We start from the raw sequence: 15,514 nt of genomic DNA, 5'->3' as shown, positions 1-15,514 counted from the left end.
AGGATCCAAAACATAAAAACCATGAGCACAAAAAATATGATCAAGATCACAAACCTTCAAAAGTATTACCGCACTGAAGAAGTTGAAACCGTCGCATTAAACAACCTAAACATTCATGTCAAAGAGGGCGAGTTTGTTGCTGTAATGGGTCCTTCGGGCTGTGGAAAATCGACTTTACTCAATATTATCGGATTGCTGGATGATTTGGATGAAGGAAGCTATCTGTTCAACGAGATTGAAGTTGCCAAATTCAAAGAACGTGGTCGCTCAGATCTCCGCAAACATAACATTGGTTTTGTATTCCAGAGCTTCAATCTAATCGATGAACTAACGGTATTTGAAAACGTGGAACTTCCACTGGTTTATACCAATGTTCCAGCTGCAGAACGCAAAAAGCGTGTAGAAGAAGTTTTGGAAAAAGTCCAGATCATGCACCGCCGAAATCACTTTCCACAACAGCTTTCCGGAGGTCAGCAACAACGTGTGGCCGTTGCTCGCGCTGTCGTGAATAATCCAAAATTGATTCTTGCCGATGAGCCTACAGGTAACCTCGATTCCAATAATGGTAACGAAGTCATGCAGCTCCTTACTGAATTGAATGAAGCCGGCACAACCATCGTCATGGTAACACACAGTGAGCACGATGCTAAGTTTTCTGATCGTGTGATCCGCATGCTAGATGGGCAAGTAATTATGGAAACAACTTCAGTATAAGACAACTCATATATTACCAAGATATTAAACCTAATAACCTGTAGATGATGAGTACGATTAAATTAATTTTCAGACAACTATGGCGTAACCGTCTTTTCACATTTTTAAATGTACTTGGGCTTGCCATCGGAATAAGTGCCTGTTGGCTTATTTTCCGTATCGTCAATTATGAATTTAGTTTTGATCAGCATCATCCGGAAAGTGAGCAGATTTACAAGGTCCATACCTCCTATGAAGAAAAGGATAAATTAGATCATTTCGATGGTGTTCCCGCACCATTACCGGCATATATCAAGGAAAACTTTGTCCATGTTGAACTGACAGTACCCATCTTTAAACAATACTTTGAGCGTGTCAGTAATATTGGCGGCACGCAGAAAATAGAGTTTGAAGATCAACCCGATATCATCGGTACCACGGGAGACTATTTCAAAATGACACCTTATGTTTGGTTAGCTGGCGACCAAAGGAATATACTAAAAAATAGCCATGAAGTCATCCTGACAGAATCGCGGGCTAAATTGTATTTCCCAAACAGGTCAATAGACCAAATCATAGGACAGACTTTGTCCTATGATAGCACATTATACAATGTCACCGGCATTGTAAAAGATCTAGCCCATCCAAGCAGCTTTTTGGGTAAAGAATTTATCCAGATTCCAGAAAAGGAATGGAATAGCACAAACTGGAACAATTCAAATTCAAATTGGCAGCTCTTTATTAAGATAAAATCATCGGCTTCCCTTCCTAACCTCATAAAGACAGCCGATAAAAAGGCCTATGAGATGACGCATGCCGAATTTGACAAGTTTGGGTTTAAAATGCATGTAAACACAGTACCTTTAAAAGACTTACATTTTACTTCTTACGCGCAAAATAATGTTGATAAGAAAATAATGTATGGCCTAATCGGCATAGGTATATTTTTGCTTTTACTCGCCTGTGTCAATTACATCAATCTCGCTACCGCCCAAATCCCGCAGCGGGCTAAAGAGATTGGTATCAGAAAGACATTAGGAGAAAGCCAGAAAAGAATTACAAAGTCCTTTTTGTTGGAAACATTTTGCATTACAGCTTTTTCGGTGCTTTTATCTTGGCCTTTACTTATTCTCATTCAAACAGTTTTAGCCTCCTATATTCCCGATCAGCTCAAGTTGTATCCCGATCCATGGGGAGTATCGCTATTTTTAGCAACACTTACAATCACGATTACCTTAATTTCCTCAGGTTACCCGATTTTATTAACAAACAAAGTCAAGATTGTTGAAGTCATTAAAATCTCAAATGCGCAAAGTCTCAAATTTGGCAATCTTTCTTTTCGGAAAATGCTCATTATATTTCAATTTTTGATTGCTCAGCTGTTTGTTATTTCAACTTGCATCATTGGTCTACAGTTGAAACATGCGCTACAGAATAACTCCGGCTTCGATAAGGATGCGATCATTACCCTACGTTTCCCGAGTAAAAGCTACCAGGACAGTAATGTTGATCCTTTTGTTTTTAAGCAAGCGATTAAGCACATCACAGGTGTAGAGCAGGCTTCATTGGGGCATCTGCCCATGAGTAACGACCATTGGGGAAATGCCTTGTTTGCGAAAAGTGATACGGGACAGGTACAAGCTGATGTACAAATGAAATTTGTCGACCAAGATAACTTTAAACTCTATAATTTTAAAATGCTTGCTGGCCGCCCGCTGCAGTTGGCCGATACGAGCACAGGCATCGTGTTAAACTTAGCCGCCGTTCAAAAGTTAGGCTTTAAATCCGCTGAAAATGCTGTAGGTAGCTTTGTCACCTATACCGACAAACAGCGGCAGATTGTGGGTGTAACCGACAATTTTCACACAAAAAATCTCCATGCAGCCATTCAACCTGTTGTCATGCTGGGCTCTATTAAAAAATGGGAATTAAACAGACTAAGCGTCAAACTCAATAGTAATTCAACTACCTGGCCGGAAACTTTAAAACAGATTGAGAAAGAATGGAAAAAATATTATCCAAAAGCCCCATTCAAATATGATTTCTATGATCAGCAAATCAAAGAACTCTATAGCAGTGATCTAAAATTTTCGAAGATTATCAATCTATTTACATCGACGACAATTCTCATCAGCTGCCTGGGATTGATCGGTCTGGTTACCATCACCACGGTACAACGTACCAAAGAAATTGGTATTCGAAAAGTATTGGGAAGCACGGTATTGGGGATTATTGGATTATTATCAAAAGATTATATCAAACTTATACTCATTTCTATTTTGATTGCTACCCCAATTGCTTGGTGGGCGATGCACAAATGGTTGGATGATTTTGCCTATAAAATAGAGCTATCCTGGTGGATGTTTATTATTCCGGCTGCCGCAACCTTACTTATTGCATTTTTTACGATGAGCTACCAATCCATAAAAGCGGCACGTGCAAACCCAGTACATAGTTTAAGAGATGAATAAGATGATAAAGAAGCTCATTAATGAACAATACAACTAACACCTGTCCCTATGATAAAGAATTATTTAATAACCGCAATTAGAGAATTAAGGAAAAGAAAATTCTATACCGCGATCAATATATTAGGTCTGTCGGTCAGTCTTACTGCAGCGATATTAATTATTTTTTGGGTACAGGATGAACAGAGCTTTGATAAATTTCACCCAAACTATGAGGCCATATATACCGTAAATTCCCATTTGGATCCAGAACACAATGGCGCAATATGGGGGATTACGCCGGGTCCTGTAGGCAATTATGCCCAAAATGCACCCGACGTAGAATTTGCAACGCGCGTTTCACAGGATTATAATGTTACTTTGGTCAACGATAAGCTGAAACGCCCTGTAACGGATATGAGTATCTATTATGTTGATAGCAGTTTTTTTAATATGTTTCATTTTCCCTTACAAGAGGGTTCGCTTGTAGGTTTTCAGGAAAATTATAAACAGGCACTGGTCACAGCATCGACAGCGGAAAAACTCTTTAGCAGCCAGCAGGTCATTGGAAAGACCTTCCGTTACGGTACAGATCTGTTCACCGTAGCCGGTATCTTAAAAGATGTTCCACAAAATTCCTCGATGCAATTCAATGTGATCATTCCATTAGGTTATCATGCACAACGGTTTACAAATTGGGGCGGTAATGGAAAATGGAAAACAATCGATGAAGACTTAGGCAATTACAGCTTCGCTACCTACGTCAAAGTAAAACCAACGGCTTCTCCTACCCTCATTGGAAAATTTATCTCGGATAATTATACCAAAGCCCGCGATGGTGAAAATTCAACCATCTTTGTTTTAGATCCTTTAAAAACCATGCACTTAATCGCCCCGGACGGCAATAAATCGACACTTCGCATGGTGCAAATTTTTGGGATCATTGCAATCTTATTATTGGTTATTGGTGCAGTAAATTATGTCAATCTGAGTACTGCACGGGCATTGGACCGGGCGAAAGATGTTGGCATCCGAAAGATAATCGGTGCCAATCGTCTCCATCTATTCTTACAGTTTATCACCGAAACGGTTGTTGTATTCTTTTGCTCGCTCGTAATAGCTTTCATTCTTATCCTTTTACTTCATACTGGATACAATCAAATTGCACAAAAATCAATCAGCTACTCCTTCCAAAACAGTACAATATGGTTATATATAGGTGTTGCGATTATCGGCACACTAGGCTTATCCAGTATATATCCTGCGATACAGCTTTCCTCATTCAATCCCATTCATTCGTTAAAAGGAAAATCAGTTAAAGGAGTTTCCTCAACGACCATGCGTAAAATATTGGTGGTTTTTCAATTTACACTGTCTGTAACACTGATTGTATGCACCTTGGTTATCCGCAATCAACTGGATTTTATCCAAAAGATCAACCTCGGATACGACCGAGATCATGTCATTACACTTGGTCTTCCTGAGGAGGCCTACAAACATATGGACGCCATACAGACCGAACTCAAAAATAACGACGCAATACAAGGAGTCTCTCTTTCAAGTGTTTACAACATGACAGATTTCGGAAATGCCACGGGCGATATAGATTGGCCTGGCAAATCCAAAGACAACAAGCTAATTGTAGCGCAAGCCAAAATTGACAAGGATTTTATTCCGTTAATGAATATACAGTTCGTTGAGGGGAAAAATTTCACAGGCCTGCCAGCGGATTCTTCCGGATATATTATCAACGAGACCTTAGCAAAACAAATGGGGTTAAAGCCGCCATATGTGGGATCCAATATGAGTTTCCACGATTTCCCTGGACAAATTATCGGTGTGGTGAAAGATTTTCACTTCAAATCCATCAAAGATAAAATAGGTCCAATGGTCTTCTGGACGCGCTGGGGCTCGGGCACGCTTTATGTTAAAACAAGTACCAAAAAAGCCACTGAGGCCATCAAAGCATTAGAAAAGGTCTATAACCGCTATCCATCAGACACTCCTTTCAAATATACTTTCATTGATCAGCAATTTGATAGTCTATATAAATCCGAACAGCGTACAGGTTTGTTGTTCAATGTTTTTGCAGGTATCGCCATTTTTATATCTGCTTTAGGTCTGTTTGCATTGGCAACTCACGAAGCGCAAATGCGTATAAAAGAAATCGGCATCCGTAAAGTTCTTGGAGCTAGCACCTTTGGTGTCGTCCGGCTATTGGGAAAAAATTTCGTGCTACTCGTTTCCATTTCCATTCTGATTGCCTGTCCCATCGCGGTTTACCTGATGAAACAATGGTTGAGCAATTTTGCATATAAAACAGATCTAGAACTGCAAACATTTGTCTTCGGTGGTATCCTGGCCTTGCTAATTGCCGTTGTCACCGTCAGTTATCAGGCCGTTAGAGCAGCTTTATCCAATCCCGTAGATAGTTTAAGGGACGAATAAAAAGAAATATAAGAACGTGGATGATTGATATGCATTCACTGGCACTCAAGAAATAAAGCTATGATCAAGAATTATATAAAAATAGCCTGGCGCAATATCCAGAAGAACAAAGGATACTCGACCATCAACATCATTGGCCTTGCGATAGGTTTGGCCTGTTGCCTATTGATCGCAATTTATGTTCAGAACGAACTTTCCTACGATAAGTATCACGTAAACAAAGAGCGGATTTACCGCATCGTACACGACTATAAAGATGTTAGCAGCACAGAGCAGCATCAAATCTGGGGCAATGGACCTATTGGTGAAGCTATCAAAGCAGACTTTCCAGAAATCGAGAAAGTTGTTCAATTCTCGGGTCAAACGTCTATCCTGCTCAAACAGGGCGATAAAAGATTCCAGGAGGAAAATGTATTTTTCATGGACTCTACTGCATTTGATGTCTTCAGTTGGAAGGTTTTGGCCGGCGATCCTCATACAGCTTTAAAAAACGCCTATTCTGTCGTATTAACAGAAAGTACTGCAAAGAAATATTTCGGAGATCAAAATCCCATTGGCAAGACGCTTGAGGGAGGCTTAGCTGCGGGCCGTGCTGACGCAGGTCTATATACTGTAACGGCAGTAATGGCCGATGTACCTGCTAATTCACATTTTACGTTCGATGCATTGCTCTCGATGAATACATTCCGAAAAGCACGGCCAGACGTATTTAATAAAGAAGGCTGGGATTATGTAGACTTCTACACGTACTTTCTCGCTTCAAAAGACTTTGATCCTGCTAAGTTCGACCAAAAAATACCGGAGTTTCTCAAGCGGCATCTCCCTACAAATCAAAACCCCAACGCAAAATACAATTTCCATATCGAGCCTCTCCTCCAAGCTTACATGCACTCGTCGGCAGATCGTCAACCCGGTACAAACGGAAGTTATCAAAATCTCTATATATTCACCATCATTGGTGGCTTTATCTTACTTATTGCCTGCGTGAATTTTATGAATCTTGCGACCTCCAGGTCAATGGAAAGAGCAAAAGAAGTCGGTGTCCGAAAAACCATTGGCGCGAGCAAAAGCAATCTGATCTTTCAGTTTATGTCTGAATCATTGGTTCTTGTATTCGTCAGTAGTATTTTGGCTATACTGCTCGTTATGGCCTTTCTCCCCTTTTTGGAAGCATTCTCGGGCAAACACCTCAATTATTCATCCCTGAAAAATGGGACGACCTGGGCAATATTCCTATTCACTACCATTTTTACGGGACTTCTTGCTGCCAGCTATCCCGCGTTGATTCTAGCAAATTTCAAACCGATTGCAGTACTTAAAGGAAGTTATAGCAACAGCAAAGGTGGCACATTATTACGTCGCGTATTAGTTGTTTTCCAATTTTGCCTTTCCATTGCACTCATTGCAGGTACAGTCGTCGTTTTTTCTCAACTAGATCAATTACAGCACCGAGATCTTGGATTTCAAAAAGATCAACGGCTTGTCATTGATTATAATTTCGATGATAAGGTAAACAATAACCTGGAAGCGATAAAATCCACACTCGCCAAAGACAAAGATGTCTTGTCTGTCACCGCATCACGTACGGTACCGGGAACGTTTTTTCCAAATGCCGGAACCGAAATCATGTCAGCTAACGGAACGATGACTCAATTTGCTCCTTTCTTATACGAAGTCGATGTTGACTTTATTCCTAATATCGGTTTACAGATGGCTGCGGGACGTGCTTATTCGAGAGATTTCCCTGCTGATACTGCTCATTCACTTGTTATTAATGAATCTGCGGCAAAGCAATGGGGCTATTCAAATCCACAGGATATCATAGGCAAACAATTCCGTCAATGGGGAAGAGAAGGAACTGTTATTGGAGTGGTGAAAGATTTCAACTACCTTTCTTTGCACCGTAAGATTGAGCCTTTAGCATTGCGACTTGAACCAAGCAGCAGCCGGTATTTAACCTTGAATATCCAACATGTAAACCAGCCTGAGACCGTTGCGAGAATCGGCAAACTGTGGAATGAGCTCGTACCACACCGCCCATTTTTATACAGCTTTCTGGACGATAATTTCAATCGGCAATATGAAGCGGATTTTAATTTTAGAAGACTTTTTACAGCTTTCTCCGGATTGGCACTTTTTATTGCCTGTCTGGGTTTATTGGGACTTGTTACGTATACAGCCCAACAGCGTACCAAAGAAATCGGCGTACGGAAAGTTCTCGGTGCATCCATCTATAATTTAATCCTCCTCCTCTCTTCCGACTTTATCAAGTTATTGGCAGTAGCGCTCTTCATCGCGACACCGCTTTCCTGGATGGCGATGAAAAAATGGCTCGACAACTTTGCTTATCACATTGAGCCACAATGGTGGATGTTTGTCTTTGCTGGTTTCATGGCCATTATGATCGCCTTATTCACGGTAAGTTATCAGACTCTTAAGGCGGCAAGAGCAAACCCGGTAGACAGTTTAAGAGACGAATAATCTGCTATAATCTTATCCAATCATAATACTTCTGCGATGAACAACCTCCTATTAAAATCGACAATTCGACAACTTTGGAAGAATAAACTATTCTCCCTATTAAATATTATTGGACTGGCGATCGGCATTACCTCATGTTGGGTCATCTTTAAGATTGTCAATTATGAGTATAGTTTCGAAGCCGGAGTTCCTCAGCTTGAGCAAACCTATCGGATCATTTCCCAGTTTAAAAATGATGGTAAGGACAATTATAACGGGGGATTGGCAAAACCTTTTTATCAAGCCATTCGAAAAGAAATTCCGGGTGTCGAGCTGGTTGCTCCAGCATTCAGAAATTATCAAATGGAATCTGTCACAATCAACAAGGGACAAAAAAATCAAAAACTTGTCGAGGACTTTGATGAGGCTGAAGGCAATGTGACGGAGACTACCAGCGACTACTTCAAGCTCGTTGGCTACAAATGGTTAGCAGGTTCACCTGAGAAAGCATTTTCAACTGCCAACGACATCGTATTAACAAAAAAAAGGGCAGCCATTTATTTCCCAAACCAGGCTGTCCAGGGCTTAATCGGCAAAACCATCTTTTATAACGACAGTATACCCAAAACAGTAACTGGCATTGTTGATGACCTTGGCTTCAACACGGAGTTCAATGGCACAGAATTCGTCTTGCTTAAAGATGAAGTCTACCCACTGAATGTCTGGACGAATACCAATGGTACTGACAGACTTTATATCCGATTAAAAGATGGTGTAAAAGACCTTCCAATCCAGGCAGCTATCAATAAGATCGGACAAAAAAAATGGCAGGAATTCAGCCAGGAAAAAAAACCGAGGTTTGACTACAACCGAAAGGTCGTGGTCATGCCACTAAAAGATTCCCATTTTGCAGTCCACATAAAAGAATGGTACGCCGAAAGAACAAGCAAAACCGTTATTTATGGGTTAATTGCCGTAGCTGCTTTTCTGATGCTTTTGGCCTGTATCAACTATATCAATCTTAGTACGGCACAAATACCAGCGCGGAGTAAAGATATTGGTGTCCGTAAAACATTGGGAAGTAGTCAGGGAAAATTGGTTAGCCAAATTATCTTTGAATCGCTTTTAACCATTGCTATTGCACTTGTTTGTTCGGTCTTTCTGACGAAACTGGCCTTTTTCTATTTTCAAGAAATGATTCCGGAGAAAGTAAAGGATTTTACAAGTTCGACGACATCCATGCTGTTTATCGCAATTTTACTGACCGTAACGACTTTAATTTCCTCGGCATATCCTTCTTGGTTAATTAAAAAGGTACAGCCTGTCAATTTATTTCGGGCTGGCAAGCAGTTTCAAATTGGAAAAACACAAATCAACCTCCGGAAGACGTTAATTGTATTCCAATTCTTTATTGCTCAATTTTTTACAGTTTCAGCCCTTATCATCGGCCAACAACTCTCCTATACGCTCAACAAGGATATGGGATTTGACAAAAATGCAGTAGTCACTTTTGACCTCCCGTCCAAACTTGTCAACAAGTTTTACGAGGAAAAAATTGACCAGCGTAAGAAACAAACACTTCTGCACGAGATCCAAAAGATAAAAGGGGTTGCGGCGGTCTCAATTGGTAGCAAGCCTTTAACAAACAATTACTCCTCCTCTTGGTTTCATCGACAAGACCCTACCTTAAAAGAGAAAATTTCATCGGATATTTTCTTTAAAAATGCGGATCCGAATTATATCGCTGTCTATGACATGAAGTTAATTGCGGGCAGCAATCTACCGCAGTCAGATACTGTCAATGCTTATATTATTAATGAATCTGCTGTCAGGGCTTTCGGCTTCAATTCGCCTCAAGATGCCATCGGGAAGTCAATTGGTCAAGAAGACAGTACCTTCCCGATCGTTGGCGTTATTAAAGATTTTCATGCCCAGGAATTCTATAAAGAGATCACGCCTTTGGCTTTGCGCAGTTTTAGCCGTGGTGCCTATACCTTCAATATAAAACTATCGGGAAACAGCAAAGAATGGAAAACCAGTATTGAAGCGATCAACAAAGTATATACGCAATTTTTTCCGGGACTCCCCATAGAAATAAAGTTCTACGATGAAACGATTGCGTCACTCTATCAAAAAGAGCAAAATCTGGGCAAATTAATTAACGTGAGTACAATTGTTGCCATCTTAATTGGCTGCCTGGGTCTATTTGGACTGATTACCCTTGCAGCTTTCCAACGCAGCAAAGAGATCGGTATCCGTAAAGTTTTGGGTGCAAGTATTCCCAATATCTTCCATTTACTCGCCAAAAACTTTGTACAGCTTATTTTAATCAGCATTCTTATTGCCGCACCATTGACCTGGTGGATGTGCAGCAAATGGCTTGAAGACTTTTATTACCGCATTGATCTGACCGCAAGTCCATTTATTCTGGGCGCCGGTCTGGCTTTGTTTGCAACGCTGCTGACTATTAGTTTTCAATCGATCAAGGCAGCTATCCAAAATCCCGTAAATAGCTTACGGGACGAATAGCAACACATAGTTTATCAAATTGTAGGGTTAACAAAAACACAGCAACAATGATTGTAAATTCGCTAAAAACAGCCTTTCGTTTTCTAAAAAAACACAAGCTGATCACGTTTATCAATATCATCAGCCTAGCCATTGGCATAACCGCAACACTGGTTATTTTCTTAATGATCCAATACGACTACAGTTTTGATAAACACGTTCCAAATCAAGAACAGGTCTATCGTGTTGTCAATAATGGTGAATTTAAAAATGCCGGTGTTTACGTACCATTGGTTCGTACCATGGAATCGGAATTACCGAACTTAGAAGCAGTAGCCCCCATTTATCGAAGCCATATTCCCAAACTAAAAGTTTCAACCGCGACGGATAAATTCCAAACTTTTCCAAAAGAGCAAAAGATGGCTTTCACCAACAGTCAATACTTCGATATTTTCCCTTCGAAATGGTTGGCTGGAAGTGCTAAGGCTTTGAATTCATCCGGAAATATTATCCTTACACAGAAAACACTAGAAAAGTTTTATGGAAAAGAACTGCCTGCAAATGTAATTGGCAAAACCATCATTTATGCAGATAGCATCCCACTTCAGGTCGCTGGTGTAATCGAAAATCCACAACATAATTCGGATTTTAATTTTGATAGTTTTATCGCTGATGCGACCATCGTCCAAGACAACAACCTAAAAAAGATGTATAGTTGGGAAGCTTGGAACAGCATCTCTGATTCACATCAGGTACTCATCAAGACAAAAGCACAGAGCAATCCGCATCTTCTGGAACGAAATATTGCTAATCTCCTTAAAAAATATAAATACAAAGAAGGTGAAAAAATCAACGATAAGCTTGAATTACAAGCCTTATCTGATGTTCATTTCGACACGCGATTTAATTATGAAGCGACTCATCCAGAAGCACTTCGCAACCTCATTTTACTGGCATTCTTCCTGTTAGCCCTAGGGGCAGTAAATTTTATCAATCTATCCACAGCACAATCCATTGAAAGAGCTAAAGAAGTGGGTATTCGCAAGACATTGGGTAGCTCTAAGGCAACATTAATTAAACAATTCTTACTAGAGACATTTCTGATTACCTTATCGGCAACAGTACTCGCTGTTTTATTGCTTCCTTTGTTCTTACATGTTTTTGAAGGATTTATTCCCAAAAACTTAAGTTTAGACCGGTTAGACAAAACCATTATCACTTTATTCCTATTCGGGCAGCTTATCGTGGTCACCATTCTTGCGGGGTTTTATCCAGCTTGGGTATTGACAGGATACGCTCCTGTATTGGCACTCAAAAACCAGCTTGGAAAAAACACCAATCTTTCCCGAAGCGTATGGGTCCGCAAAGCACTGACTATTTTTCAATTTGTCTTAGCTCAGGCTTTTCTGATTTGTGTACTCGTTGTTGTTCGGCAGATCAATTACGTCTCCCATCGAGACATGGGCTTTCAGAAAGACGCCATCGTCAATATCAATATTCCTGGAGCTTTCCAAAATTCTGCTAAAGGTATCGTCCTTAAAAATGAGCTCAAAAAACTAACGGATATCAAAGCTATTAGTTTTGGAAACATTGCCCCCGCAATGAACGGCTGGATGACCACAGCAATCACTTATGATCAGTCACCAACGAAGGAATCGCTAACATTTGACAGCCGCTCAGGTGATGAAAATTATTTGGAAGTCTATCGGATTCCACTTCTGGCAGGAAGAAATATACGTTTACTGGATTCAACCAGTGAAATGCTGATCAATAGAAAAGGACTTGAGCTACTGCATATCAAAGATCCACAGGATGCCATTGGTAAAACCTTCGAAAATGGGCAGAATATCATCGTTGGTGTAATGGAGGATTTTGATCTAGCCTCTGCCCGACAGGCGGTTAAACCAGTCTTGTATACAGGCAGTAAGGAAGGATACGTACTCCATATTGCATTGGACCAATCACATCCCGAAAACTGGAAAAATACCATCGATAGAATAACGAGCAGTTACAAATCTGTTTTTCCAGACGATGAACTGGATCTGAAATTTTTGGATGATGTCGTCCAAAATTTCTACACCCAAGAAAAACAGCTTTCTAAGCTTCTATCATGGGCAGTAGGGCTTTCAATCCTGATTGCTGGCCTAGGTTTATTTGGATTAGCCATATTTACGGCAAATCAACGCACAAAGGAAATTGGAATCCGTAAAGTATTGGGGGCATCTGTTTTCCAGATCACATTTCTACTACTTAAAAATTTGCTTTCGCTGGTTGGCATAGCCTGTTTGGTCGCTTTTCCGATTGCGTATTATTTTATGCAGAGCTGGCTCAATGACTTTGTTTATCGAACCACGATAAGCCCTTGGATTTTTGGACTTTCTGCCTTGGGGTTGATTGCATTTGCGAGTCTTGTCCTATCAACCAAAAGTGTCTTTGCAGCAAAAGCAAATCCGATCAATAGTCTAAGGGATGAATAAATCAGCCGGTAAAAGCAATAAGCGTACTCCTGTGCATAACATATATTAAGAACTTAAAAACCCATAAAAAATGATAAAGAACTTCATCAAAACCGCATGGCGAAGTATTTTTTCTAATAAATTCTACAGTGCCATTAATATTTTAGGACTAACAGCAGGATTGGTTGTGGGGATATTCCTCTTACTGTGGATTCAGGACGAGCTGTCCTTTGACCGGTTCCATAAACATCAGCGCTCCATCTACAAAATTGGTATCGAAGGAGGGACAGGGATATCAAAACGAATCTTTGGATCCATCATTGCTCCTGTAGGAAGTTTTGCAAAAAAGGAAATTCCTGAAGTCCAAGATGCAGTACGCATTTTTAAAATTGGAGATGCCGCCCTCAAATACAAAGAGAAGAGGTTTAATGAAAAGAACTTTGCATTTGTAGACCCCAGTTATTTCTCCGTTTTCGATTTTCCGCTACTACAGGGCAATCCACAACAACCATTCCCCGACAACAATTCCATTGTGATTACGCAGCGCACGGCACGTCGGTATTTCGGTGATGAAAATCCAATTGGAAAGACTGTGACACTGGGTATAGAAGACCTATGTGTCATCACAGGTGTCATAGCCGATTATCCAGAAAACTCTACTTTTCAATTTCAGGTTCTGCTTCCCATTTCGAGATTTAATGAAAGGGCTTATATCAAAAACAAAACGACCTATGATAATAAGACCTTTTTATCTTCCATGGATGAAGATTGGTCCAATTTTTCATTCGAAACTTATTTGCTGCTGCGACCGGACGCAAATATAACTGCAGTTACACAAAAGTTACAAGCCATACACGAAAGGAACAAACCTGAGGATGCCCCTGTTCCCTATGTCACACAAGCTTTGGCAAAAATGCATCTCTATCAAATGGACGGTAGTGATGGTGGAATTGACAATGTTCGAGTTTTTATAGGCGTAGCGATTATGATTCTTATTATCGCAAGTATTAACTATATCAATCTTTCTACAGCACGGTCGTTGTCGCGCGCAAAAGAAGTGGGGATACGTAAAGTTATCGGCGCTGGTAAAAAAGAGCTTTTCTTTCAATTTATATTGGAAACAACCATACTATTTGTCATTGCATCAACATTGGCACTTGCGCTAGTATTTATTGGCCTCCCCTTGTTTAATAATTTCTCGGGGAAGCAGATTTCCCTACAATTCTTTAATCCTACACTATGGATAAGCGTGCTGATTATGCTTGTGGGAACACTGGCACTTACAAGTATATATCCTGCCCTGCTTTTATCCAAATTTGATCCGATTAAGGTGCTCAAAGGTAGATTTGCCTTTAAAAATTCCAGTGCACGGAAGATATTGGTTATCTTACAGTTCACGGTTTCCATCATCCTTATTACCTTGACAATCGTTATTGGCCGACAATTGGATTTTATAAAACATCAAAATCTAGGCTACGAAAAGGATCATATTATTTCCGTTGCTATGGCACCAAAAATGTCCAAACATTTTGATGCTGTCAAAACCGAACTTCTAAAAAACAAGGATATTGATGACGTTATCCGTCTTGGCCGGGATATGGTTTATGGTGGAGCTTCAACTGGAGACAACGATTGGGAGGGGAAGCCCAGTAAATCAAATCTTTGGTTCAACATGACCTATTCCGATCAATCTGCGCTCAACTTTTTTAAGATAAAACTTACGCAAGGTCGTAATTTTACAGGCTCAACGGCCGATTCAACACATTTCATTATTAATGAAACGGCAGCACGGGAAATGGGTTTAAAAGATCCCATTGGTGCACGCTTACGTATTCGAACAGTTCCAGGAACTATTATTGGGGTTGTAAAAGATTTTAATTACGCGAGCGCCAGACAAAAGATTGAGCCCATGGCCTTTCAATATAGTCCAACAGATTGCTGGCAGCTATACATCAAAACATCAGCTTCGGGTACAAAATCCGCATTAAACTCCCTGCAACACATCTGGAAAAGTTACTATGATGATATGCCGATGACCTATAGTTTCCTGGATGAGAGTTATCAAAAGCAATATACGAATGAGCAGAAACAAGGCACCTTATTCAATTTTTTTGCCCTGATCGCCATCGCCATATCCTGCTTAGGACTCTTAGGGCTATGTACCTATACTGCACAGGTTAGGACCAAAGAAATTGGTATCAGAAAGGTCCTTGGCGCAACGGTATTTAGCATTATACAATTATTAAACAAGGAATTTTTACTCTTAGTCGTCTTAGCCAATGTCATCGCAGTACCAATCGCTGTATATTTCAGCATAAATTGGCTCGATGGTTTTGCTTTTAGAACGACGCTCCCATTTACCATATTTCTATATGCGGCGGGGATAACCATTGCTATTGCATTATTTACGGTGAGTTTCCAGTCCATCAAAGCGGCATACGCCAATCCTGTAAAAAGTTTGCACGATGAATAGTTTATATTTGATAACCAAAACAACAGCAT

General features: G+C 40.3%; 7 protein-coding genes. All 7 read left to right on the top strand.

The window, feature by feature from the left end; translation table 11 throughout:
- The first annotated feature begins 36 nt into the window (after window positions 1–36).
- A complete protein-coding gene (locus AAH582_RS04295) occupies window positions 37–714 on the top strand; it encodes an ABC transporter ATP-binding protein (RefSeq protein WP_046672289.1) in 678 nt (225 codons plus the stop codon).
- 44 nt (window positions 715–758) lie between these two features.
- On the top strand, window positions 759–3,164 hold the full coding sequence (locus tag AAH582_RS04290) for an ABC transporter permease (protein ID WP_343321292.1): 2,406 nt from the start codon (window positions 759–761) through the stop codon (window positions 3,162–3,164).
- A 48-nt stretch (window positions 3,165–3,212) separates the two neighbouring features.
- Complete coding sequence (locus AAH582_RS04285) at window positions 3,213–5,588, top strand: ABC transporter permease (protein WP_343321291.1); 2,376 nt, start codon at window positions 3,213–3,215, stop codon at window positions 5,586–5,588.
- Window positions 5,589–5,648: 60 nt separating this feature from the next.
- Window positions 5,649–8,069, top strand: coding sequence for an ABC transporter permease (locus AAH582_RS04280; protein ID WP_343321290.1), 2,421 nt, complete (start codon window positions 5,649–5,651; stop codon window positions 8,067–8,069).
- 36 nt (window positions 8,070–8,105) lie between these two features.
- The gene (locus AAH582_RS04275) at window positions 8,106–10,577 is read left to right on the top strand and encodes an ABC transporter permease (protein WP_343321289.1); all 2,472 of its coding nucleotides are present in this window, start codon (window positions 8,106–8,108) and stop codon (window positions 10,575–10,577) included.
- Between the two features lie 47 nt (window positions 10,578–10,624).
- The gene (locus AAH582_RS04270) at window positions 10,625–13,033 is read left to right on the top strand and encodes an ABC transporter permease (RefSeq protein WP_046672253.1); all 2,409 of its coding nucleotides are present in this window, start codon (window positions 10,625–10,627) and stop codon (window positions 13,031–13,033) included.
- 70 nt (window positions 13,034–13,103) lie between these two features.
- Window positions 13,104–15,485 (top strand): ABC transporter permease, encoded by a 2,382-nt coding sequence (locus tag AAH582_RS04265; protein WP_343321288.1) that lies wholly within the window; start codon window positions 13,104–13,106, stop codon window positions 15,483–15,485.
- Window positions 15,486–15,514 lie beyond the last annotated feature (29 nt).

The sequence above is a fragment of the Sphingobacterium multivorum genome (genome assembly GCF_039511225.1).
Classification (GTDB): domain Bacteria; phylum Bacteroidota; class Bacteroidia; order Sphingobacteriales; family Sphingobacteriaceae; genus Sphingobacterium.
This window is presented reverse-complemented; position numbering and strand designations above follow the sequence as displayed.

Coding starts and splice junctions, on each gene's coding strand:
- AAH582_RS04295 (WP_046672289.1), top strand. CDS start 37: ATGATCAAGATCACAAACCTTCAAAAGTATTACCGCACTGAAGAAGTT.
- AAH582_RS04290 (WP_343321292.1), top strand. CDS start 759: ATGATGAGTACGATTAAATTAATTTTCAGACAACTATGGCGTAACCGT.
- AAH582_RS04285 (WP_343321291.1), top strand. CDS start 3,213: ATGATAAAGAATTATTTAATAACCGCAATTAGAGAATTAAGGAAAAGA.
- AAH582_RS04280 (WP_343321290.1), top strand. CDS start 5,649: ATGATCAAGAATTATATAAAAATAGCCTGGCGCAATATCCAGAAGAAC.
- AAH582_RS04275 (WP_343321289.1), top strand. CDS start 8,106: ATGAACAACCTCCTATTAAAATCGACAATTCGACAACTTTGGAAGAAT.
- AAH582_RS04270 (WP_046672253.1), top strand. CDS start 10,625: ATGATTGTAAATTCGCTAAAAACAGCCTTTCGTTTTCTAAAAAAACAC.
- AAH582_RS04265 (WP_343321288.1), top strand. CDS start 13,104: ATGATAAAGAACTTCATCAAAACCGCATGGCGAAGTATTTTTTCTAAT.